Source organism: Olivibacter sp. SA151 (genome assembly GCF_054130995.1).
The window spans coordinates 2351368-2372065 of record NZ_CP096391.1 but is presented as its reverse complement, the minus strand read 5'-3'; the positions used below and the strand labels follow the sequence as shown (position 1 = coordinate 2372065).

Sequence of the window (20698 nt, the reverse complement as noted above, 5' to 3'; positions counted from 1 at the left end):
CCGATTAAACACCTAATTTTTGGCAAAAGACTGTCGAAACTCCAGAGGGCTGTGTTTGGTCTTGGCTTTGAATAGTTTGCTGAACGACTGAGCATGTTCAAAACCTAGTGCATAGGCGATTTCACTGACGGACAAATCGGAAGTAGAAAGCTGCTCTTTCGCTTTTTCAATCAGTTTTTCGTGAATATGCTGTTGGGTGGTCTGCCCCGTCAGCTGTTTCAGCAAACTGCTTAAATATTTCGTCGAAATATGAAGTTCGCTTGCGATGTAACCGACGGTCGGCAGACCTTTAGAAAGTAAATCTTCCTTATTGAAATAAGATGCTAACACATCTTCCAGACGTTCCAGGATTTTATGATTGGTAATTTTTCGGGTAATAAATTGCCGCTCGTAAAAGCGTTGCACATAAGCAAACAACAATTCCAATTGAGCGATAATCACATCCTGGCTAAATTTATCAATATTTGTATGGTATTCCTGCTTAATATGGTCAATAATACTGTTAATAAGGGCCTCTTCCTTATCCGAAAGAAACAAAGCCTCGTTAGCGGCATAACCAAAATATTCATATTGTTTGATTTTTTTTGCCAGCGAAGTGCCCCAAAAAAAAGCAGGATCAATAAATAACATCCAACCTTCTAAGTTCGGTGGTGTGCTCCCCTCTTCTCCGCGCAAAATTTGCCCAGGCGCAATAAAAGCCATCACCCCCTCATCAAAATCATATCGCTGCTGCCCATAAATCAACTTATCACAACCTCTTTTCAGCGATATCATATAAAAATCAAAAACCGCCGCCGTTACAGACGAATTTCCCTTTAAGTCCGCACAATCAACGATACTAATAAGCGGGTGATGAGGTTTGGGTAGTCCGGATAAGCGATGCCCCTCCGTAATTGATTTTATTCTGACAGGTTTTGAACTTGACATAACAGAGTTTAGCTTTTAAATGGATACTTCAGCCAAATCAATATTAAGGGCATGATTAAAAACGGTATTTCGATCAAAGCCATTTTTGTGTTTCCTGCGTTTAACGCCAAGGCCATAATTAAAAGAATGGACACCGCGTTCAGCACATTCCCGAGAAAGAAAGTTCTCGGAAACAACAGCAAAAGCCCTATAAGGATCATCACGATTCCCATGATCGGGACATAAGACTCTTTGATACCCAACTCAGCCATCATCTTGGCAGGTTCCGGATGATCTTTGACATGTAATGAATCCCATCCATGTTTAAAAGACAGGAAGACAGAGATTAATAGTAGGATGAGTGATATAATATGCTTTATCATGTTCAAATCATTTAGCTTATTGAATTCTTTTAAATTGCCTCGTTCTACCCAGCAGCGAAATGCCTACATAACCCCGGAATTCCAATTCATTGGCACTTTTTAATTTCGCTTTCACGTTATATGTTCGTCCATCGTCCGGATTGTATAACGTTCCCTCCTCATATTCACCCTGATAGTAGCGAAGATCACGAAGATTGACGATGTTCTGTCGAGATCTGTTTCGCAAATTCTTATCCGGATTCTTCGAATCCTTTTTGGGTGTTTTTCCATCCGCTTCAAACATCGTCGAAGCCCATAGCAGCTTCCCAAAGTATTTACCTTCCGATCTATATATCTCAAATTTAAGCTTTACATCTGAATCTTCACTAAACCAAACGCCTATTATTTTATCGGCAGGTAAATTTTGAGCAGATGCCGCAAATGCCATCCAGATCAAGGCAGTCGTAAAAAGTAAATTTCTCATTATTTCGTGCGATTAGTTCCATACATAAATGAAGCTCCCATTTTGCCCGCCTGTGCAATCATTAACTTCGGGGCGAGTCGGCTTACCATGCGCATCACTTTAGCAAGACCAGGGAACACTTCCTCTTTATTTTGCCGTATTCCTTTGATAGCGGCGTCCACAATTTTCTCCGGTGCCATCAGCATCTTCGCATTAAAACCATCCTCCTGCATAAACTTATCGTTCAATGATGTCGAGGAACCGGGAGCCACTAATTCCATTACTTTGATATCTGTATTTTTTAACTGCACCCTTAATGCCTGTGTATACGAACGTAAGCCAGCTTTACTCGCGCTGTATATGGGCGATATCGCAAAAGGCGAGAGTGCAATACCCGAAGTTACATTGAGAATAAGTGCCTTTTGTTGCTTTTTAAGTAAAGGCAAAAAAGCTTGTACCATCCGGATCGGCCCCATTAGGTTGATTTCCACCTCACGGGTAATGTCGTTCAGATCCTGCGCCTGCTGTAGACTTATTTTACGCATTTCTCCTGCATTGTTAATAAGCATATTCAGATTTGGAAATTGTACTGCAATATGATCATACAGCTCGCAAATGTCCTCCACTTGAGCCACATCACTCTTTATCACGTGTACAGCTGGAAGTTTACGTTTTATGTCCTGGAGTTTCTGTTCATTTCTTCCGGTAATGATAACCGTGTTGCCTAGTGCAATCAGTTTAGAAGCAAAGGCATAGCCGAAACCTCCCGTTCCGCCAGTAATTAAGATCGTATTCTTTTGCACGTTCATTTTGCTGATGTATTGTTTCAGCAAAGATCAGGCATCATTAGCTAGCGAATTTAACCAAAAGGAACATCGTCGTAGCCAAAAGGGCGAAATGTACGTGGGCACAATAAACCTTTCCTATGTTCTAAAGTCAAAACTAAAAGCGCCATTAAGCTGGAACGATTTTTCGCTTTGACGCTTTCATTAAATTGAGCAAACATGAAAAGAGCAATATTATTAGCAGTTGCCGCCTTTACGGTGGTAATTGTGGGACAAAGCCAAGTACATGCGCAACGTCACGAAAAGGACGATAAGTATTGGGAGCGACGTAAAGAAGCAGATAAAAAAAGATATGAATATTATCGTGAGCGCGACAAAAAGCGGGCAGAATATGCGCGTGAAGAAAGAAAGAGAGAAAAAGAGTACTATCGTGAGTCGGCTAAACGTCGTAAAGAATACTTAAAAGAACGCCGCAAGCATGGGCTACCTAGCTGGGCATTGGCACATCACTACGACGCAAGTCGCCATGTATATTTTCGCGATTATCATACCTTTTATGATCCCTATCGCGGTGGCTATGTTTATTTAAACGGCGGGAATTGGCGTTTTTCAGCAGAAATACCTTCCTTCATGGTCAATGTCGACCTTGGCCGCGCCAATATAATGGTAGTGAAGGATGTTCCGATAAGCAGGCATCCTGAAGACTTTTATGACGATTATGACGAAGATTATTGGGATGATTAAACAGGTTAGCACCTATTGAGACAAAACAGTGAAAATCGAGTGAACCCATGGCTCCGGCGGCCATGGGTTTATCTTGCCATAAGCTTTATTGCAAGTTATCACAATTTAATTTTAGTCAATACTTTATTCAATAAATCCGCTAAATCTTCCAACTCTTTTTTCGACAATATGGTGCTTGCTTGTTTGGTAACGTGCTCACGGAAGCTTTCTGAAGCATCTATTAACAACTTCCCTTTGTCGGTTGCTTTGAGATAAAAAACCCGCCGATCTTCATCGCTTTGCTCCTGAGATAGCAAATCATTTTCCAGTAAAAACTTAACCTGTCGGGATATGGCCGGTGCACTGATCCCGAAATCCATCGCCAATTTCTTTCCCGTTGTCTTCCCTTTGCGGTATATATACTCCACTAAGTTATAATGCGTTGCGGTGACTCCATTAAAATCACCTTTGTTCATATTAGCTAATATATAACACTGAAGATCCGTAAAAACTTCAAAAAACCGTTTCTGCGCGTTTGTCATAAAACAAAAAAAGGTTAACTTAGTTAACTATTAACAAAGTTAATAAAAAAACATGTCTTCTATCAAAATCATCCATGCACGGCAAAATAACCTTAAAAATATTTCACTCGAGATTCCAAAAAAAAGTATCACCGTTTTTACGGGCGTCTCCGGCTCCGGCAAATCATCCTTGGTGTTTGAAACCATTGGTGCAGAGGCACAACGGCAGATCAATGAAACGCAGAGTAGTTTTATCCGAAATCGCTTACAGCACTATGGCGTTGCTGACGTAGATCGGATTGAAAATCTCAATGTTCCGGTCATTATCAATCAAAAAAGATTAGGAGGCAATGCACGTTCTACGGTCGGCACAGCAACCGATGTATATGCTCCTTTACGGCTTCTGTTTTCGCGGATGGGCCAGCCTTTTGTAGGGTATTCTAATGTCTTTTCTTTTAATAACCCCCAAGGCATGTGCCCACAATGTGAGGGATTAGGCTTTGTTCAGACCGTCAACGTGTCCGCGCTCATCGATAAGGAGAAGTCGTTAAACGAAGGCGCTATTTTATTTCCAACCTTTCAGCCTGGTGGCTGGCGCTGGACCCGCTATGTATATGCCGGTTATTTTGACAACGATAAAAAACTGAAGGACTATACCGAAGACGAGTGGAATAGGTTACTCTATGCGCCAGAGCATAAACCTCCGCACCCCGATAAAAACTGGGGCAAGACGGTAAAGTATGAGGGCGTAATCCCGCGAATTGAACAAGCTTTTTTACGAAAAGATGCCAAGGAATATCATACACGTAAACAGGCCTTAAAGCAGATAATAAGTACACAAACTTGCCCTTCCTGTAAAGGACAACGACTAAATGAGAAGGTACTCTCTTGTAAAATAGATGGAAAAAATATAGCAGATTGCACCGCATTAGCTATCGATGAGTTATTGCATTTCATTAATAACCTACAATCCGAAGCCTATGCCGTCATTCTTCAGGAAATAACCAAAAAGCTCCAAAACATCTGCGATATTGGTTTGCAATACTTAACGCTGGACCGGCGAACAGACACATTATCCGGTGGCGAGTCGCAGCGGATTAAAATGGTGAAATACCTTGGCAGTAGTTTGGTCGATTTACTTTATATTTTTGATGAACCCAGTATTGGTTTGCATCCAAAGGACGTTCAACATATCGCTTCGATCATCCATCAGATAAAAGACAAAGGAAACACCGTGCTGATCGTAGAACACGATCCGGATCTCATTAAAATAGCCGATCAAGTAATAGACATGGGTCCGGGATCGGGCAGCAATGGCGGCGAAATCATCTATCAGGGCGGCTTTGCAGGTCTCAAACAATCGGATGGAAAAACGGGCCGCTATTTCGCACAGCGTCCTTCGTTCAATAAAAATCCACGCAAGGCTAAGGGATATCTGGAAATCAAAAATGCCACCAAAAATAATTTAAAAAACGTTTCCGTGCGCATTCCCGAAGGTGTCTTTACCGTTGTCACCGGGGTAGCCGGCTCCGGAAAAAGCACCTTAATTCATGGTGTACTACCGGATTTTTATCCCCAAGCCACCATCATTGATCAATCGGCCTTCGTAAGCAATGTCCGATCCAATGTATTAACTTACCTTCATTTATCTGATGCCCTTAGAAAGCTCTTTGCTGACGCCAATCAGGTATCAGAAAAACTATTTAGCAGAAACAGCGAAGGGGCCTGCAAAAACTGCAAAGGCTTGGGCGTAGAAAAGATTGATCTTGCATTTATAGACGACATCGAACAACCATGCGAGGTATGTGGCGGTTCGGGATATGACCCGGAAGTTTTGCAATATACTTACCGCAAGTTGAGCATTGCCGATGTGATGAAGCTGACCATCACCGATGCAATTTCCCTTTTTCCTGAACCCCTGTTTTCAAAAGCTTTTAACTTGTTAATTCAGTTGGGATTGGAATACTTAACGCTTGGTCAACGGTTAGATACTTTTTCAGGTGGAGAAAGACAACGCCTGAAATTAACAAAAGAGCTGAGTGGTTCCGGCAATATCCTTATTTTGGATGAGCCGAGCACAGGCCTCCATCCTAGCGACACCGAAAAATTATTGATTTTTCTGAACCAGCTGGTTGATCAAAACAATACGCTTATTGTAATTGAACATAACCTCGACATCATTGCCCAGGCAGATTGGATTATTGATATTGGGCCCGGGGCCGGAAAATACGGTGGCGAAATTGTATTTGAAGGAACCGTAGAACAGCTATTAAAAAACAAAACCAGTGTTACTGCAAGCTACTTAAATCAGTATTTAAAGACATAGCCTTCGGGGTTTATCAGGACCTATCAGTATACTTATTCCTTTTTTAAGGACTCAACCGGATTCATCCAAGCGGCTTTAACCGTCTGATAGCTTAAGGTTAATATCGTAATACCCACTGCAAATAAACCGACCAGCCCGAATACCCACCAAGGGATCTGGATATGCAGCGCATAATTTTGCAGCCAGTTGTTCATGGCATACCAGGTTATGGGGACTGCCACTACCAAAGCCAGTGCAATCAATCTTACAAATTCAAACGACAATAAGCCTACGATATCAGGTGCCGAAGCGCCCAACACTTTTCGAATACCGATCTCTTTGGTACGCTTATGAATGGTATAGGTGGTTAAACCCAGAACACCCAAACAGGTAATCAGAAGCACCAATACGGAGAAAACACCCACTACCTCGCCAAATCGACGGTCAGATTGATACTGCTGAAAAAATAAAACCCCTCCATGTTGTACCGGGCGGTAAGGAGGGGTTTAAAACCTAAACCTATATTCAAATTTACTTATTTTCTTTTTTAGATGCAAGATATCGTCGTAGTAAATTAAATTTCTTATCTAACACCAACATACACTTGTTATTAAATAAGAAAAAACCGAAGTAAGAATCTTTATTTTTCGTTTATTTTAGATGTACTTTTGCCGGTATCAAATCAGTATTAACCGGAACAAAAACCGTCACTATGGAAGATCGTAACCAAATGCAGAAAATAAACAAGCTTTTAAAATTAGAAGAACTAGGACAGCTTTTACTTTCCATATTCCTATTCAGCCAACTGGACTATAGCTGGTGGGTTTTCCCTGCCTGTTTGCTCTTACCGGACCTTTCTATGCTTGGTTATGTAATCAACCCACGGGTAGGTGCCGCACTTTATAACTTTTTTCATCATAAATTACTAGCCATTGTCGTTTTAATTTTGGCATATTGGTTGGATAGTCAGATGCTCGGCTTATCCGGCATCATTTTATTTGGACATTCGGCCATGGATCGGGCGCTTGGCTATGGATTAAAGTTTAATGACGATTTTAAACATACTCACTTAGGCTGGATCGGAAAGAAAAACTGAAACTGACACGCCATATAGCGCTGCAAACAAAATCTATTCACTCCTCAGCGATTTTACCGGATTTGCCAAGGCTGCCTTTATCGTTTGAAAACTCACGGTAGCCAGGGTAAGAACCACCGCCCCAACCGCAGTTAAAACAAAGACCCATATGGAAATATTCGTACGATAATCATAATCGGCCAACCAATTTTCCATCATATACCACGAAATAGGAATCGCCAAACAAAAGGAAATGACGACCAACAGCAAAAAGTTCGTTGATAGTAAAATCCAGAGATTGAACACCGTCGCTCCCAGCACCTTCCGTACGCCAATCTCCTTGGTCCGTTGTTCGGCCATGAACGCTGCTAAACCGAAAATGCCCAAGCAACTGATAAAAATAGCAAAGCCGGCAAATAAAGAAGCCAGACTCCCTATTTTCTGCTCAAAGGAAAACTTATCTGCATAGTCTGTATCCACAAAACTATAGGCAAATGGCGATGCCGGATCATATTTTTTTAGTACGACCTCAATTGCTTTGAGCGCCTTCGCAGTGCTTACGTTAGGTTTGATCTTAATCGTTATCGCTTCCAGGTTATTGTAACTCAGCATAAATACGTTGGGGTATACTTCCTCAAAAGGCGATTCCATTAACACATTCTTAATCACACCAATTACCTTATAGGGCACATCCTCGAATTTTATCGTCTCTCCCACCGGATGCTGTAAAGCCATATACCGCACCGCAGCTTCGTTCAGAATAACCGCATTGCTATCGGTCGGAAAATCCCTTGAAAAACCCCGTCCCTCCTTAAATTCCCATGCTACCGTATTTCCAAAATCATGCGTCACGTAAGAGACGCCAAAACTTTGATTGATATGAGGCTGTTTCCCCGGCCAATCAAAGCCATCAAAATGGTTATTGATGCCGGTGGCAGTATTAGAGGCCGCAGCCATGTTCTCTACATACCCCGAATTCAGCAGCTCGTTCCGCAAAACATTATAAACACCTGGCAACCTTAAATCCGGCGTATTTATTTCCACACTGATCAAGCCGTTTTGATTATAACCCAAGGGTCGGTTTTTGACATAGTTTATCTGCTGATAAATGATTACCGTTCCGATAATCAGCGAAAGCGAAACCGTAAACTGAAAAATAACTAGCGAGCGCCTCGATATCTCCGCAAAGCGTCCCACCTTCATCACGCCTTTTAACACCCCCGCCGGTTTAAATGAAGACAGGTATAGCGCCGGATAACTTCCGGATAACAGCCCGGCCAACAGTGCAAACAGAAAAATGGCCAACCAAAATAGCGGAGCCTGCAATGGAAAAACAATCTCCTTATTAGCTAGGTTATTGAACCAAGGCAAGGCTAGCCAAACCAATACGATGGCTACAAGAGCCGAAAAAAATGCAATCAGTACAGATTCGCTTAAAAACTGAATAATCAAATACGCTTTCGAAGATCCAACTGTCTTTCGAATCCCCACCTCGGTTGCCCGCTTCTGAGATCGCGCAGTACTGAGGTTCATGAAATTAATACAGGCCAATAGACATACAAAAACGCCGATTAATCCAAACATCCACACAAACTGAATATTACCGCCCACATTTTTGCCATTTTTGAACTCATTGTACAGATGCCATTCAGAAGCAGGTTGAAGGATAATCTCGGGATGATCATCCCGATTAGGCTTACCCACCAGCAGGTTCTTTACTTTATTAGTTACCTTTTTTAAATCAGCACGCTTCGCTATTTTAGCTAGAATATAAAAGGAATTATTATTCCATTGGTTATAAGCCCTTTTAACCCATGGTCTCGTCGCAAGCAAATGACTCCAGGGAAGAATAAAGTCCCGTTTATTAAAATCGGTATTGGGTGCAAAGTTCCGGTAAACACCAATAACCTTTGCAGACGATTCATTGTTTATTTTAATAGTCTGATTTATTGGATCCTCTTGGTTAAAAAGAACCGCCGCAAGGCGTTCACTGATTAAGATGGTGGATGGGTCGGTGAAATCACCAAGAGATCCCCTTGTTAAGTTCAGAGATAAAATAGCAGGGAATGCAGGTTCAGCATAAAAACCCTGGCTAATGGCCTTCTCCTCCCCATTCTCTTTTGTCAGCGTTGCTCGCCCATTACGATACAAGGCGATTCCCTCAAAATCCTGCGCAAACTTATCTTTGAGTTCTTCGGCTGTCGGAATGGATATCGTATTAAAGGTATTGATATGAAGGCCGTCGGAAGAATGGTGTAATACCTTGACAATACGCTCATTATCTTTGAAGCGCTTGTTAAATGACACCTCATCCCAAATCCATAAAGCAATCAAGATACTAATGGTCATACCGAATGCCAGACCAAAAATATTGATCACGGCATGTACCTTGTTTCTAACCAGATTTCGCCAAGCTACCTTGAGATAATTTTTTAACATCGTATGCAGATTATCGGGTGTAACCATCACCTTCAATAAAGCTGCCAAATTACTTATTTGTTGATAAAAGACATCCAGCGGCCCCTTTCCCCGCTAATCAATGTGCGATTACGAACACCTAGGTGTACGCTTGCGAACAGATATACATAGTTAATCCAACACCGACAAGGCCGTTTCGATGACGCCTTCGAAAAATGAACGATCGCTCCGAACTTTGGAATACACGCGCAACCCCGTGATGGTGTTACATAAAAAATGCGCAAGTACCTTTGGATCTTTGGAAGCGTTGATCTGCCTGTCAGCCTGTCCTTTTTTAATCGCTTTGATCAGTGCCTCTTCAATTAGCCGTTCATCCTCGCGCAGCACCTTCCTGATCAATTCATCATGGGTAGCAAGCTCTACCTCCGTATTCACCTTAAAACATCCTTTAGGGCATGCACTGTCTAGCCTATCCACAACACCGATACGCAAGAGTGCCTTAATTCCCTCTTTAACGGAGGATGCATCGCTCAGGGCGGCTTCAATACGTGCGGTGGCTTCCTCCTGATATCGCTCAAGCGCTTTTACAAACAGCTTATGTTTGTCGCCGAAGGCATGGTAAATACTTGACCGCCCGATGCCGAGGCCTTCTATTAAATCATACAGGGAAGTCGCATGATAACCTTTCTCCCAAAAAATAGAAATCGCTTTCTTTAATATCTCGTTCTCATCAAAGTCTTTTGTTCTCATAAAAAATAGCCTTGCCCAACAGAGGCAAAGCTATTGATTTTAATAGAAAAAACATTACCGCAAGCCACCACTCGCCAGGATAAGCTCTCCGGTTAACCATTTTGAATCGTCAGATGCCAAAAACGCCGCCACGGCCGCAATGTCATCAGGCTCACCAATACGACGCAGCGGTGTCTCATTCGCCATGGCCTCTGCAAATTCGCTTCCCACAAAACCGGCAGCGCGTGAACCTTCCGTAGCCACCACCCCTGGATTGATCGAGTTTACGCGGATATTTCGAGGGCCCAATTCTTTTGACAACACACGAGTAATTCCATCAACGGCACTTTTAGTCGCGGTATACACGGCACTGCCGGCAGGTGTAGCGCTCGATACGACCGAACCAATATTGATGATGCTCCCTCCTTTTTCTCCAAAACTATTCACGGCAATTTTCGATGCTAAAATTAGCCCCAATACATTGATATTAAACTGACGGTGAAAACTTTCTTCTGTAAACGCTTCAATGGGAGCCCACTCATAGATCCCTGCATTGTTTACCAACACATCCAAGCTGCCGTACCGGCTAAGCGCTTCCGCAAAGAGACGGTCCACATCCGCTGCCTTGGCTACATCCGCTTGAATGGCAATCGCTTTACCTCCATTGTTTACAATTTCGGCAACTACCTTTTCTGCATCCGCTTGCGCAGCACCATAATTAACCACCACCGCAGCACCTTCTGTTGCCAACTTTTTGGCAATAGCGGCGCCGATCCCTTTTGAAGCGCCTGTAACCAGCGCAACTTTATTTTCTAATTTTTTCATATATTGAACCATTTGGTCCACAAAGATAACACCTAATTAGACTAATCGGTCTAATTAGGTGTTATATGAAGAAGTCATGACAATTGAGGTTTTTATTCTTCAACAGGTATCCGCTCCATGATATCACTAAATTCAATCCCGTCAAGAAAAGCAACTACCTCGGTTATTTTGCCATCTTTCATCTTCATATACCATGAATACGAGCTACGATAAGGTTTTCCGTCCAGCGCCGTCGCTTCACCATCCCAAAGTGCAATCACCATATCCCCATCAACGAAAATATTGCGCACCGTTGGTTTGATTTTTACCTTCAATTTCTTGTTGATCGGAATAATCACCTGATCCAAAAATTCCTTTTTGGAGTTATAGACCCTTGAGTAAGGTGTAGACCCCGTTATTTCCCAATGCAAATCGTCCGTCAATAAATCGAAAAAATTACCCGTCCCCTCCTGCCAGTCGTGAAAAGCGTTTGTAATAATTTCTTTATTGGCCAATTCCGCTTCGCTGTAATTTTGAGCTGACGCTATCGAAAATGAAATCATAAAAAGAGAAATTAATAATAGTTTCATTAGTATTATACTTTTAGTTAGTTGATCGAAACAAGCCTCAACGCTGGTTAAGGCTTGTTTTCCTTTAAAATCAAATGCGATTCTCCCAAGCTTTCAATTGATGATCTTTGAGCATATCTTCAATCACTTTAGGAACTACATTTCTGAATTTCCCTTCATCAGCCGGCACGATTTCAATCATGCGATCTATCATTTCTTTCGGATCCATTTTTCCTTCCGGTGTAGCAAAGAAATCATCAAAACCTTTGCGAAGGTCTGCTCTTTTCGTAAAGTTGACTTCATCATCCAACCAACGGAACGGATTATCAGCCATGGTTTCGTTATATCCCGTATAATAAGCACCGGGGTTAATGGTCTGTACCTTGATACCATACCCTGCAAGCTCTTGCTGCAAGGCTTCTGCCAAAGATTCCAGCGCGTGTTTGGTAGAAACATAGGTGCCCCAGTTAGCAGGTGTAAACAAACCTCCCATCGACGAGGTGAATACCACTTTTCCTTTTTTGCCTTCTCGCACCCATCGCTGCACCACCCCTTGCGTAAGAATCAGCGGGAGAAAAACATTCACTTCAAAGTTTTTCCGTACCAGATCTACCGGAATCTCCCAAACGGGCCCCGCCTCCCCCATTCCGGCATTGTTCCAAAGAATATCAAAGTCCCATTTTAAGGCTTGTTTGATATCATACTCATCGGTAAGGTCCAAGCGTTCCACGCGGATTTTATCAGACAAACCTAAGGCAGCAACTTCTTCGCGAAGCGGGGTTACTTGTGATGATACGTGTACCGTTGCAATGATGTTGTGTCCGTTTTTAGCCATTCCTAATGCAGCTCCTTTTCCGAATCCTGAACCTGCTCCTGTAATTAAAATTGTTTTAGTTTCCATTTTTTTATCGTTTTAAAATTGGTAATGAAATGTTTATTAGTGTTCTAATTAATTTTGGTTAAAAATTTCCGCTCCCGCGGTTGCAATCTGTAAGTCTTCCGAAACGGCTCCGCCTGATACACCGATGTAGCCGATGATCTCTTTATCCTTCAGAATCGGAAGTCCGCCGGCAAATCCCACCAGACCATTGTTGGTGTTTACCATGCCGTAGGTTCCTGCTTCAGGTTTTAGGTATTCGCCAACGTTTTCGCTACTGGTTCTAAAAAGGCTGGCCGTTTTCGCTTTCTTGATGGCAATGTCCATGGATCCTAAGAAGGCGTCATCCATCCTTTCAAAAGTCTTAAGATGTCCGGCCGTATCCAGTATCGCAATATTTACATTTACATTGAGTTGTATAGCCTTTGCCCTAGCTTGCTGCACAACCTGTCTTGATTCATTGAGATTGATTTCCATACTATTGCTTTTTAGTTGTTATGTTTTTATTTCGTTTTGTTAAGACAAAGTTGCAGCAGATCGGGAAGGATTCTTATAGGAAAAAAAAGCCGGATTTTATGAAAATCAAACCTGACCAAAAATTTTAAGATTTTTGATAACTTTATGGAACGAAAACTAACCACGTCTATGAAAATGAGCATGGACCACAAAGCGATAGATCGGCTTCGTGATTTCCCGGAACTTACACCTATATATCGGGAAGCCCACGACCGTCCCCCCATCAAAGTGTTCAATCGTGAGATTGAAGACTGCCGTAATTACCTCTCCGCTAATCGACGAGACTTCTATAAAATTCTGATGATCGCCGGCGGAAAAGGAGTTTTCACCTTAGGGCTCAACAAGTATTTAATCGATACGCCGACTCTACTTTTTATTCATCCCAATGATATTATCTCCTGGCAGAAGACTTCAGGAGAATCGGCCGGATATTACCTGCTTTTCAAAAGGGATTTTATCAATCACCACCCCATGTTGAAAGCAACATTAGAGCGACTGAACTTATTTAAAGATAAATCAAAATCAGTCATCCGGATAGAAGACAGAGACCTTCCCGGTTTTAACCGCCTTTGGGAAAGCATGTATCAAGAGCAAGGTAATGAATTGGGATATGATGCTATTCAGGCCTATATACAACTACTGATGATTGAAAGTGCCCGAAAATCCAATTACCTTGTTCCGCAACGAACAGATGAAGAGTACGACCATATTCATCGCTTTTTTGGTTTACTGGAAGAAGAAGTCTCTCAAATTAACTATGAAAACCCTATCCGGCTCCGAACTGCACAGGAATTTGCATTCTCCCTCAATCTGCATCCCAATTATTTAAACCGGATTCTTAAAAAACGAACCGGGCAGAATGTAAGTACGCATATTAAGGGAAGACTTTTGGATGAATGCAAAGCGCTTTTAATACAAACTACCTGGACCTTGGATCAAATAAGCTACGCGGTGGGTTTTTCTGATCAACCTAATTTTAATTTTTTCTTTAAAAAGAACACAGGTTATACGCCTAATGCCTTTAGGAAAGGCGTTTTACTATGATACGAGATGAACATATCGCTACTCAACGCAGGGAGTAATGTTACAAACATGCAATAAACACCTTTTTTACTAATCACTCGGCCCACCTGAATTCGGACAAGTATTAAGGTAATAAACTCAGCTTAAATGATTTGCACGGCCGCTGATAAATCCCATTATCACTCGCTTTGTAATAACTTGCTGTTTCTTGCGCAAGTTTACTATAAAAATTGAACGATTTTGGGTGACTACTACTAATAGCGATCGCACGAAAGCCACGTTCCCGATAGTGGGGCACGATAACACGCTGCAACCAATAAGATCCATAACCATTCCCCTTGCTCACAATATGAAAATATTTCAGCAGCAGGGTTCCCTCGTCGAGTTTTTTTGCGTCTCCCAGCTTTTCCAACATCCCGCCAACGATGAAAAGAACGCCCATCAGCTTGCCCTCTTTCTCCAAGGTATGTGGTTCAAGCCAAAGGCCATCAATGGCACTTAACTGTTCGATAAAGTTTACGGCATGGTAAAGCTCGTTGTAATCATCCCATTCATGCTGGAGCTTCCAATTTACATATTCACCAATAGGTAGTAAGAATCGATGCGCAAATGCGCGGTGACGTACAAAGGCAACCCCGTCTTTTGTATGTAGAAGCTTCATGCTTTAAAATTATAAATATTCTATTGTAAATGTTTATCGAATTAAACTTTAGCAGTGTTCCCATCCTGTTCAGTTACGTGCTGATGCAGGCCAACGCCTGCAATACTGATTGGGCTACAAAGTGTCGGGGTTGGGCTACAAATCAAATTCATTACATCCTGAAATTTGTATCAAGAAAAAATTAAAATCATGAGTACAAATAAAATTGCATTGGTTACCGGCGGAAGTCGTGGCTTGGGAAGAGATATGGCCATCAATATCGCCAAAAAAGGATTAGATGTAGTGATAACTTATCAATCTAACCAAACTGCTGCTGACAGTGTGGTATCTGAAATTGAAAAAATAGGACAGAAAGCATTGGCCTTACCTTTAGATGTGAGCATCTATGAAAATTACGAACCCTTCTTTTCGGATAAACTACTGCCGGCATTAAACAACCGTTTTCAGGCTTCGACTATTGATTATCTCGTACACAACGCCGGACAAATTGCACCCGCACCCTTTGAGACCGCGAGCATCAGCGAGTTTAAAGACATGATACACATCCATTTAATGGCACCATTCTTTCTTACACAACATGCCTTAAAGATTATGAACAATGGCGGTGGCATTATTAACATTTCCAGTGGGCTTACCCGCTTTACAACCCCTGGATTTGCAACCTACGCAGCAATGAAGGGCGGTTTGGAGGTACTAACCAAATATCAGGCAAAAGAACTGGGTGCCCGTAAAATTCGTGCCAATGTGGTAGCACCAGGTGCCATTGAAACCGACATTATGGGCGGCGCAGTGCGAGATAATTCAACCCTTAACAAAGCACTGGCTGCCGATACAGCATTAGGACGCGTTGGTTTACCCACCGATATTGGTGCTGTGGTTGCCTTTTTATGTACCGATGAAGCGTACTGGATCAATGCACAACGTATTGAAATATCCGGTGGAATGAATCTTTAATTTCTTCGTATTTTTGGGTAATGAAAACATTCACGCATATTAAAACAATTAGCGAATTTCATCAGCGAAATCGGTTGTCCAAGCCGGAGCATCCCCTGATCAGCTTGGTAGACTACGGTCAAATGTACCACGATGAAATGCTATTGCATTTTACGCAGGGATTTTATTCCATTGCCTTTAAAAAGAATGTTATCGGTAAATGGCAGTACGGACGGCAGGATTATGACTTTGATGAAGGACTCATGTCTTTTTTTGCTCCTAATCAGGTACTGGATATTACGATTGACGAACAACAGTTGAAGAATAAACCATCAGGATGGATTTTACTTATCCATCCTGATTTCCTATGGAATACCGAGCTATCGCAAAAATTAAGGCAATACGATTTTTTCAATTACGCGATTAATGAAGCACTTTTCCTATCAGAAAAAGAAGAAACGATTATTGCTCAAATTTTTGCGAATATACAACATGAATACGCTTCAAATATGGACGAATTTAGCAAAGGCATTATCATCTCACAGATCGGGTTGTTATTGAACTATTCACAACGATTCTATAAAAGACAGTTCCTCACCCGTGAAAAAAACAGCCACGAAATTCTCACCCGTTTTGAAAAAATTCTAGTGGACTATTGTAGCAGCGAGCTACTGACTCGGCAGGGCTTGCCAACGGTGTCCTATATCAGTGAAAAACTTCATATCACACCAGATTACCTCAGCACGATGTTGCGGCATATTACCGGACAAAACACTCGCCAACATATACAGGATAAAGTCATTGAAATGGCTAAAGAAAAATTATCGACCACATCGGCTTCCGTAAGCGAGATTGCCTATGGCTTGGGTTTTGAACATCCACAATCCTTTAGTAAGCTGTTCAAAAAACGCACAAAACTAACGCCTCTTGAATTTCGAGCAAGTATTAAGGCAACAAGCGCTCCTCAATAATTTGCACGACGGCCGACCCCGCCGCCGCTCGCGTTAAAATAACGTTCAGTTTCTTGCATATGTTGTAAAAATTAACTGACCTTAAGTGGCTACCAATGATACCCATTCAGAAAAAAATATTCACAAAAAGAACATAACCAGTTAAATTCATCCCTTAAAAAATGAAGTTCATCAGAAAAGGAGTAGATTTAGTAATAAATCTTCGCTGGAAACTTTATTTTTGAGCATGCCTCGGGTGAAAAGAATAAATATAAAAAAACTGTTCATTTTTTTCTTCTCCACACTGATTTATGCTTTGTGTCAAATGCTTTTCAGCATTATTCTCATGAAGGAAGATTTATGGGCTAATTTCCACATACAGTTATCAGCACATTATATCGTTATCTTCATCATGTGTTTTGCTGATTATGGCTTACTGCTACTTTTAAATAAATATCTACCTTATTCCAAAAATATATTTTATCGTATTGTGGCGGGCCTTATAGGCATCACATTGATCTGTTTGGTCATTCTGTGGATGTTTAATTACATGATCTACGACGTATTTCATATACCTGAGGAAGGTCTTCCCCCCTTCCTGGTGAAATTTGCATTTGCCATGACAACCAATATCCCGATTCTGTTGGTATTTGAATTAATCTATTATTTCCAGTCGGAACAAAAAGCTATAGCCGACTCCGAAACAGCCAAGCGCAAAGTGCTGTTATTCCAGCACGAAACCTTAAGGTCACAGATAAACCCACACTTCCTCTTCAATTCGTTGAATGTACTTTCTTCATTAATCTATATCAATCCCGACAATGCCAATAAATTCACCAAAGCCCTCTCCAAGACCTATCGGTATGTACTTTCTCTTACCCGGCAGCCGGTTGTTTCGGTAGCGGAAGAATTAGATGCCTTGGATTCGTATCTTTTCCTTATGCGGATGCGGTTCGAAAACTCGTTCACTTTTACGGTAGATAAAATAGCGGACTGTGAAAAGAACAAAATTATTCCGCTCACTTTGCAACTGCTGATAGAGAATGCTTTTAAGCATAATATCGCAACCGAAGAATCACTGTTGCACATAAAAATTACGGTCGACCCTGATTATATTACGATTGAAAATAACATTCAACCGTCTAGCGATGTGGATAAAGGCGGTATAGGACTCAAGTACATTACCAAGCAATATAAGCTGTATGCCAAAGACGTCGTCGTGACGCATACCGGCGATCTATTTATTGTAAAAATCCCTTATATCCAACAATGAAATACCTAATAGTAGAAGACGAACGATTTGCATACGAAGAATTAAAACGGATGATGGCGAAACTACGCTCCGGTTATCTCCTGGAGAAGCAAACCAAAACAGTTATCGATACCATTGGTTTCCTGAAAGCATCTTCTGTCGATTTAATTTTGATGGATATCCGTCTGGCCGATGGCAATTGCTTCGAAATATTCAACCATGTAAAGGTCAACACGCCTGTCATATTTACCACCGCTTACGATGAACATGCCATCAAAGCCTTTAAGCTGAACAGCATCGATTACCTGTTAAAACCTTTTGATGAGAAGGAGTTAGAAGCGGCCTTAATCAAATTCGAAAACATCTTTCATAACCACCACTATATAACCGACCCCAAGCGTTTTGAGCAAATCCTACCGGTTAAAACCAAAAATCGTTTCCTGATATCGAAGGGAGAAAATTATCACTACATAGAAACCACTGATATCGCGCATTTTTATAGTGAAGACGGCGTCGTTTTTCTCCACACCCTTCACGATAAACGGTATATTATTAATTATACTTTAGATCAGCTAGAACAGCAAGTTGACAGCCGTTTGTTTTTCCGCGTATCACGTAACTGCATTGCGAACGTAAAAGCTATTGAAAGTGTTAACAAATATTTTAACAGCCGACTGAAACTTTCCTTTGTACCCGCATGTCCACATGAGGTGCTAGTCAGTCGTGTACGCGTCCCCGACTTTCTGCGATGGATGGACGGGATCGTGGAATAGCTCCAAACACGGAAAACTTCATCCCTTCCATTCTGTAGTTCATAGGGCAAATTCTTAGGTCTGTCGCTTGCACCTTTCAATAGCGGATCATCCATCGTTCTTTTGTTCAACATTAAAAACAAAATTAAATTTTAGAACGATGAACAAGAACGCAATCACATTTTTCCTAGCAGCCGGCGCCCTATTTCTTTCCCTACAAATGTCAGCTCAGGACAAACCTGTATCATTCGGTATTAAAACCGGACCCAATCTATCTAATTACCGCTTAGGTGGTGATATGAAAAACTTTAAAAGTAAAAGGAAAATAGGCGGTTCCTTTGGCGGTTTCGTTAAATACGATCTGAGTACAAATTTTGCCTTGCAATCCGGGATTGATGTGTATTATGACATCTCGAACCTAGAATCCAAATCAACTCAATCAACTACCAAGTTCAAATCCGTTGGTGTAGAAATTCCGCTCTATGGAATGGTTCAAGGGCAGCTAGGCAGTGGGAAAGCCTTTATAGGCGTAGGCCCTTATGTCGGTTATGGCGTCCTGGCAAAAGCCGGTGGCGTGAACCTGTTCAAAACGAATGGGGAGACAGGAAGACCTGCCCTAAAACGTTTCGATTATGGTGTCGGCGGCATTATAGGATACCAGTTTGATAAAAACTGGCAAATAAATGCCAGTTATCAATACGGGTTGGCCGACCTGCATAAAGCCCAGGGAGGCTCCATGAAAAACCAACGTGCAGCCATCGGAATAGCCTATAAATTCTAAAAAAGCCAAGCCATAGAACAGGTTGCGTACAGCAGTGTAAATATATGCCCCTAAAGAAAACAGCAAATAAACGTAGGGTCTTCCATTTCATAATTGTCTTAGCGTTATACAAGACATTAATTATAGGAAGCAAGCGATGAAAACAAACAACAAGGGTCAAGCCGGTTATTTAAAAATAGGTTATGCCGTGCAATTTAATACACCTGAATTTCTGTACGCAATGGCTTTTTTCGAATTCATTTTATCCGGTTCATACTACACTTCATCCACCAGATGCTGAAGTCTGCCATCTATTGCTTTCGACATCACTTCATTCACCCTTCTTTTGCTTCCTATATAATAAATAAATGCAAATAAAAATTTAAAAATCATATGAAGTTCATATCATTCTGCTTAACAACGTTAGCCATACTACTCTATCTCGAAGGCAACGCGCAACAAGTGTCTTTCAGAACCGAGTATATTGGAAATTCGGGCTATTATTATCTGCCTCCGGGTGAAAAACCACGAGAAAAAATCGGTAATAGCAAAGGTTCCGCCATGGTTTACCAAGGAGCCGTCAACATTCCCTTATCCATGAAAATGAATGAAAAGAATCGTCCCACAGCTTGGGGGATTGGCCTTGGCGGATCATACGTCTCTTTGAAAAACCGAAATTTTTCAGATGAAATGGTTTCCGAAATCATGAATATACAACTTGGGGTTTACCATCTACGTCCGTTAAATGACCGATGGTCGATGCGGGCCAGCCTAGGAGCCGGTATATTTGCTCCCACTACCGATTTCTCCAAGCTGACATTTAAAAATGTGCTGGGAAGTGGGGGCCTTGTTTTTATCCGACACCTGAAACCGAATCTGGATATAGGCGGTGGCGTATCGATCAATAGCTCTTTAGGGTACCCCATGATATTTCCGGCGGTTTATGTTAAATGGAAGCTTCACGGAAAATACGATGTCAATGTAGAAGTAATCGAAGGCCTTGAATTATCGGCAGGTTACGATTTCAACGATCGGTTCAAACTATCTTATGCCATTGAAATGAACGGGCAGGTCGCCTTGCTGAAAAAAGACGGCAAAGACGTGATCTTCTCACACCAGTATATCGTTACAGGCTTTCGTCCCGAGCTCAAGCTCGGTAAAACCGGGTTAACCATGACCGGTATGGTGGGACTAAACCTATACCGTCCGGCTGCGTACAGCGACAGAACCTTGAAGGGTGTATTTGCATCCGATAATGATTACTTTTTTTCTGTTTCCCCTTATGCATCCGTTGGCTTAAAGATGAAACTCTAA

The 20698-nt window shown here is 41.7% G+C and carries 23 protein-coding genes; 10 read left to right on the top strand and 13 right to left on the bottom strand.

Annotated features, from left to right (window positions below):
- Positions 1-12: 12 nt before the first annotated feature.
- Genes M1D52_RS09770 through M1D52_RS09755 form a run of 4 tightly spaced genes read right to left on the bottom strand, consistent with a single transcriptional unit; the run spans position 13 to position 2540 of the window.
- Positions 13-927, bottom strand: a complete 915-nt coding sequence (locus M1D52_RS09770; protein WP_437392427.1) for a helix-turn-helix domain-containing protein — start codon at positions 925-927, stop codon at positions 13-15.
- Positions 928-935: 8 nt separating this feature from the next.
- Positions 936-1289 (bottom strand): hypothetical protein, encoded by a 354-nt coding sequence (locus M1D52_RS09765; protein WP_437392426.1) that lies wholly within the window; start codon positions 1287-1289, stop codon positions 936-938.
- A 16-nt stretch (positions 1290-1305) separates the two neighbouring features.
- The gene (locus tag M1D52_RS09760) at positions 1306-1752 is read right to left on the bottom strand and encodes a DUF2147 domain-containing protein (RefSeq protein ID WP_130855295.1); all 447 of its coding nucleotides are present in this window, start codon (positions 1750-1752) and stop codon (positions 1306-1308) included.
- Entirely contained in the window at positions 1752-2540 is a 789-nt protein-coding gene (locus tag M1D52_RS09755; RefSeq protein WP_437392424.1) for an SDR family oxidoreductase, read from the bottom strand. Before M1D52_RS09755 ends, M1D52_RS09760 begins: the two co-directional genes overlap by 1 nt.
- Positions 2541-2735: 195 nt before the next feature.
- Between M1D52_RS09755 and M1D52_RS09750 the strand changes: the two genes are divergently transcribed.
- Positions 2736-3260 carry a hypothetical protein gene (locus M1D52_RS09750; RefSeq protein ID WP_013667586.1) on the top strand — a complete coding sequence of 175 codons (525 nt, stop codon included), beginning with the start codon at positions 2736-2738 and terminating at the stop codon, positions 3258-3260.
- Between the two features lie 98 nt (positions 3261-3358).
- Here the strand turns inward: M1D52_RS09750 and M1D52_RS09745 are convergent, their stop codons facing one another.
- Positions 3359-3715 carry a MarR family winged helix-turn-helix transcriptional regulator gene (locus tag M1D52_RS09745; RefSeq protein WP_437392423.1) on the bottom strand — a complete coding sequence of 119 codons (357 nt, stop codon included), beginning with the start codon at positions 3713-3715 and terminating at the stop codon, positions 3359-3361.
- A gap of 118 nt (positions 3716-3833) precedes the next feature.
- Between M1D52_RS09745 and M1D52_RS09740 the strand changes: the two genes are divergently transcribed.
- Entirely contained in the window at positions 3834-6086 is a 2253-nt protein-coding gene (locus M1D52_RS09740; protein ID WP_437392422.1) for an ATP-binding cassette domain-containing protein, read from the top strand.
- Between the two features lie 32 nt (positions 6087-6118).
- On the opposite strand, the gene M1D52_RS09735 is transcribed toward M1D52_RS09740, so the two are convergent.
- On the bottom strand, positions 6119-6490 hold the full coding sequence (locus tag M1D52_RS09735; protein WP_437392420.1) for an ABC transporter permease: 372 nt from the start codon (positions 6488-6490) through the stop codon (positions 6119-6121).
- A gap of 287 nt (positions 6491-6777) precedes the next feature.
- Here M1D52_RS09735 and M1D52_RS09730 point away from each other — a divergent pair, with 287 nt between their 5' ends.
- The gene (locus M1D52_RS09730; RefSeq protein WP_437392418.1) at positions 6778-7161 is read left to right on the top strand and encodes a DUF4260 domain-containing protein; all 384 of its coding nucleotides are present in this window, start codon (positions 6778-6780) and stop codon (positions 7159-7161) included.
- A gap of 33 nt (positions 7162-7194) precedes the next feature.
- On the opposite strand, the gene M1D52_RS09725 is transcribed toward M1D52_RS09730, so the two are convergent.
- The 6 genes from M1D52_RS09725 to M1D52_RS09700 form a co-directional block, all read right to left on the bottom strand.
- Positions 7195-9579 (bottom strand): ABC transporter permease, encoded by a 2385-nt coding sequence (locus M1D52_RS09725; protein WP_437392416.1) that lies wholly within the window; start codon positions 9577-9579, stop codon positions 7195-7197.
- Between the two features lie 150 nt (positions 9580-9729).
- Positions 9730-10308: a TetR/AcrR family transcriptional regulator gene (locus M1D52_RS09720; protein WP_437392415.1), complete on the bottom strand. Its 579-nt coding sequence runs from the start codon at positions 10306-10308 to the stop codon at positions 9730-9732.
- A gap of 54 nt (positions 10309-10362) precedes the next feature.
- Positions 10363-11112 carry an SDR family NAD(P)-dependent oxidoreductase gene (locus M1D52_RS09715; RefSeq protein WP_437392413.1) on the bottom strand — a complete coding sequence of 250 codons (750 nt, stop codon included), beginning with the start codon at positions 11110-11112 and terminating at the stop codon, positions 10363-10365.
- 92 nt (positions 11113-11204) lie between these two features.
- Positions 11205-11681 carry a nuclear transport factor 2 family protein gene (locus M1D52_RS09710; protein WP_437392411.1) on the bottom strand — a complete coding sequence of 159 codons (477 nt, stop codon included), beginning with the start codon at positions 11679-11681 and terminating at the stop codon, positions 11205-11207.
- 70 nt (positions 11682-11751) lie between these two features.
- Complete coding sequence (locus M1D52_RS09705) at positions 11752-12561, bottom strand: SDR family oxidoreductase (RefSeq protein WP_437392409.1); 810 nt, start codon at positions 12559-12561, stop codon at positions 11752-11754.
- A gap of 48 nt (positions 12562-12609) precedes the next feature.
- Entirely contained in the window at positions 12610-13014 is a 405-nt protein-coding gene (locus tag M1D52_RS09700) for a GlcG/HbpS family heme-binding protein (RefSeq protein ID WP_437392408.1), read from the bottom strand.
- A gap of 144 nt (positions 13015-13158) precedes the next feature.
- On the opposite strand from M1D52_RS09700, the gene M1D52_RS09695 reads away from it, so the two are divergent.
- A complete protein-coding gene (locus M1D52_RS09695) occupies positions 13159-14097 on the top strand; it encodes a helix-turn-helix domain-containing protein (protein WP_437392406.1) in 939 nt (312 codons plus the stop codon).
- A gap of 103 nt (positions 14098-14200) precedes the next feature.
- On the opposite strand, the gene M1D52_RS09690 is transcribed toward M1D52_RS09695, so the two are convergent.
- Entirely contained in the window at positions 14201-14737 is a 537-nt protein-coding gene (locus M1D52_RS09690) for a hypothetical protein (protein WP_377610643.1), read from the bottom strand.
- Positions 14738-14926: 189 nt separating this feature from the next.
- On the opposite strand from M1D52_RS09690, the gene M1D52_RS09685 reads away from it, so the two are divergent.
- From M1D52_RS09685 to M1D52_RS09660, 6 genes are all read left to right on the top strand, one after another.
- Positions 14927-15691, top strand: a complete 765-nt coding sequence (locus M1D52_RS09685) for an SDR family NAD(P)-dependent oxidoreductase (RefSeq protein ID WP_377610645.1) — start codon at positions 14927-14929, stop codon at positions 15689-15691.
- A gap of 20 nt (positions 15692-15711) precedes the next feature.
- Positions 15712-16641 carry a helix-turn-helix domain-containing protein gene (locus tag M1D52_RS09680; protein WP_437392404.1) on the top strand — a complete coding sequence of 310 codons (930 nt, stop codon included), beginning with the start codon at positions 15712-15714 and terminating at the stop codon, positions 16639-16641.
- A gap of 325 nt (positions 16642-16966) precedes the next feature.
- Positions 16967-17893, top strand: a complete 927-nt coding sequence (locus M1D52_RS09675; protein ID WP_246860307.1) for a sensor histidine kinase — start codon at positions 16967-16969, stop codon at positions 17891-17893.
- Positions 17890-18645 carry a LytR/AlgR family response regulator transcription factor gene (locus tag M1D52_RS09670; RefSeq protein WP_013667610.1) on the top strand — a complete coding sequence of 252 codons (756 nt, stop codon included), beginning with the start codon at positions 17890-17892 and terminating at the stop codon, positions 18643-18645. Before M1D52_RS09675 ends, M1D52_RS09670 begins: the two co-directional genes overlap by 4 nt.
- Before the next feature lie 139 nt (positions 18646-18784).
- Positions 18785-19405, top strand: a complete 621-nt coding sequence (locus M1D52_RS09665) for a porin family protein (RefSeq protein ID WP_013667611.1) — start codon at positions 18785-18787, stop codon at positions 19403-19405.
- Positions 19406-19777: 372 nt separating this feature from the next.
- Entirely contained in the window at positions 19778-20698 is a 921-nt protein-coding gene (locus tag M1D52_RS09660) for a DUF6268 family outer membrane beta-barrel protein (RefSeq protein WP_013667612.1), read from the top strand.

Coding starts and splice junctions, on each gene's coding strand:
- M1D52_RS09685 (WP_377610645.1), top strand. CDS start 14,927: ATGAGTACAAATAAAATTGCATTGGTTACCGGCGGAAGTCGTGGCTTG.
- M1D52_RS09670 (WP_013667610.1), top strand. CDS start 17,890: ATGAAATACCTAATAGTAGAAGACGAACGATTTGCATACGAAGAATTA.
- M1D52_RS09770 (WP_437392427.1), bottom strand. CDS start 927: ATGTCAAGTTCAAAACCTGTCAGAATAAAATCAATTACGGAGGGGCAT.
- M1D52_RS09665 (WP_013667611.1), top strand. CDS start 18,785: ATGAACAAGAACGCAATCACATTTTTCCTAGCAGCCGGCGCCCTATTT.
- M1D52_RS09700 (WP_437392408.1), bottom strand. CDS start 13,014: ATGGAAATCAATCTCAATGAATCAAGACAGGTTGTGCAGCAAGCTAGG.
- M1D52_RS09680 (WP_437392404.1), top strand. CDS start 15,712: ATGAAAACATTCACGCATATTAAAACAATTAGCGAATTTCATCAGCGA.
- M1D52_RS09660 (WP_013667612.1), top strand. CDS start 19,778: ATGAAGTTCATATCATTCTGCTTAACAACGTTAGCCATACTACTCTAT.
- M1D52_RS09690 (WP_377610643.1), bottom strand. CDS start 14,737: ATGAAGCTTCTACATACAAAAGACGGGGTTGCCTTTGTACGTCACCGC.
- M1D52_RS09695 (WP_437392406.1), top strand. CDS start 13,159: ATGGAACGAAAACTAACCACGTCTATGAAAATGAGCATGGACCACAAA.
- M1D52_RS09675 (WP_246860307.1), top strand. CDS start 16,967: ATGAAGGAAGATTTATGGGCTAATTTCCACATACAGTTATCAGCACAT.
- M1D52_RS09745 (WP_437392423.1), bottom strand. CDS start 3,715: ATGAACAAAGGTGATTTTAATGGAGTCACCGCAACGCATTATAACTTA.
- M1D52_RS09720 (WP_437392415.1), bottom strand. CDS start 10,308: ATGAGAACAAAAGACTTTGATGAGAACGAGATATTAAAGAAAGCGATT.
- M1D52_RS09750 (WP_013667586.1), top strand. CDS start 2,736: ATGAAAAGAGCAATATTATTAGCAGTTGCCGCCTTTACGGTGGTAATT.
- M1D52_RS09725 (WP_437392416.1), bottom strand. CDS start 9,579: ATGTTAAAAAATTATCTCAAGGTAGCTTGGCGAAATCTGGTTAGAAAC.
- M1D52_RS09705 (WP_437392409.1), bottom strand. CDS start 12,561: ATGGAAACTAAAACAATTTTAATTACAGGAGCAGGTTCAGGATTCGGA.
- M1D52_RS09710 (WP_437392411.1), bottom strand. CDS start 11,681: ATGAAACTATTATTAATTTCTCTTTTTATGATTTCATTTTCGATAGCG.
- M1D52_RS09760 (WP_130855295.1), bottom strand. CDS start 1,752: ATGAGAAATTTACTTTTTACGACTGCCTTGATCTGGATGGCATTTGCG.
- M1D52_RS09740 (WP_437392422.1), top strand. CDS start 3,834: ATGTCTTCTATCAAAATCATCCATGCACGGCAAAATAACCTTAAAAAT.
- M1D52_RS09765 (WP_437392426.1), bottom strand. CDS start 1,289: ATGATAAAGCATATTATATCACTCATCCTACTATTAATCTCTGTCTTC.
- M1D52_RS09755 (WP_437392424.1), bottom strand. CDS start 2,540: ATGAACGTGCAAAAGAATACGATCTTAATTACTGGCGGAACGGGAGGT.
- M1D52_RS09730 (WP_437392418.1), top strand. CDS start 6,778: ATGGAAGATCGTAACCAAATGCAGAAAATAAACAAGCTTTTAAAATTA.
- M1D52_RS09715 (WP_437392413.1), bottom strand. CDS start 11,112: ATGAAAAAATTAGAAAATAAAGTTGCGCTGGTTACAGGCGCTTCAAAA.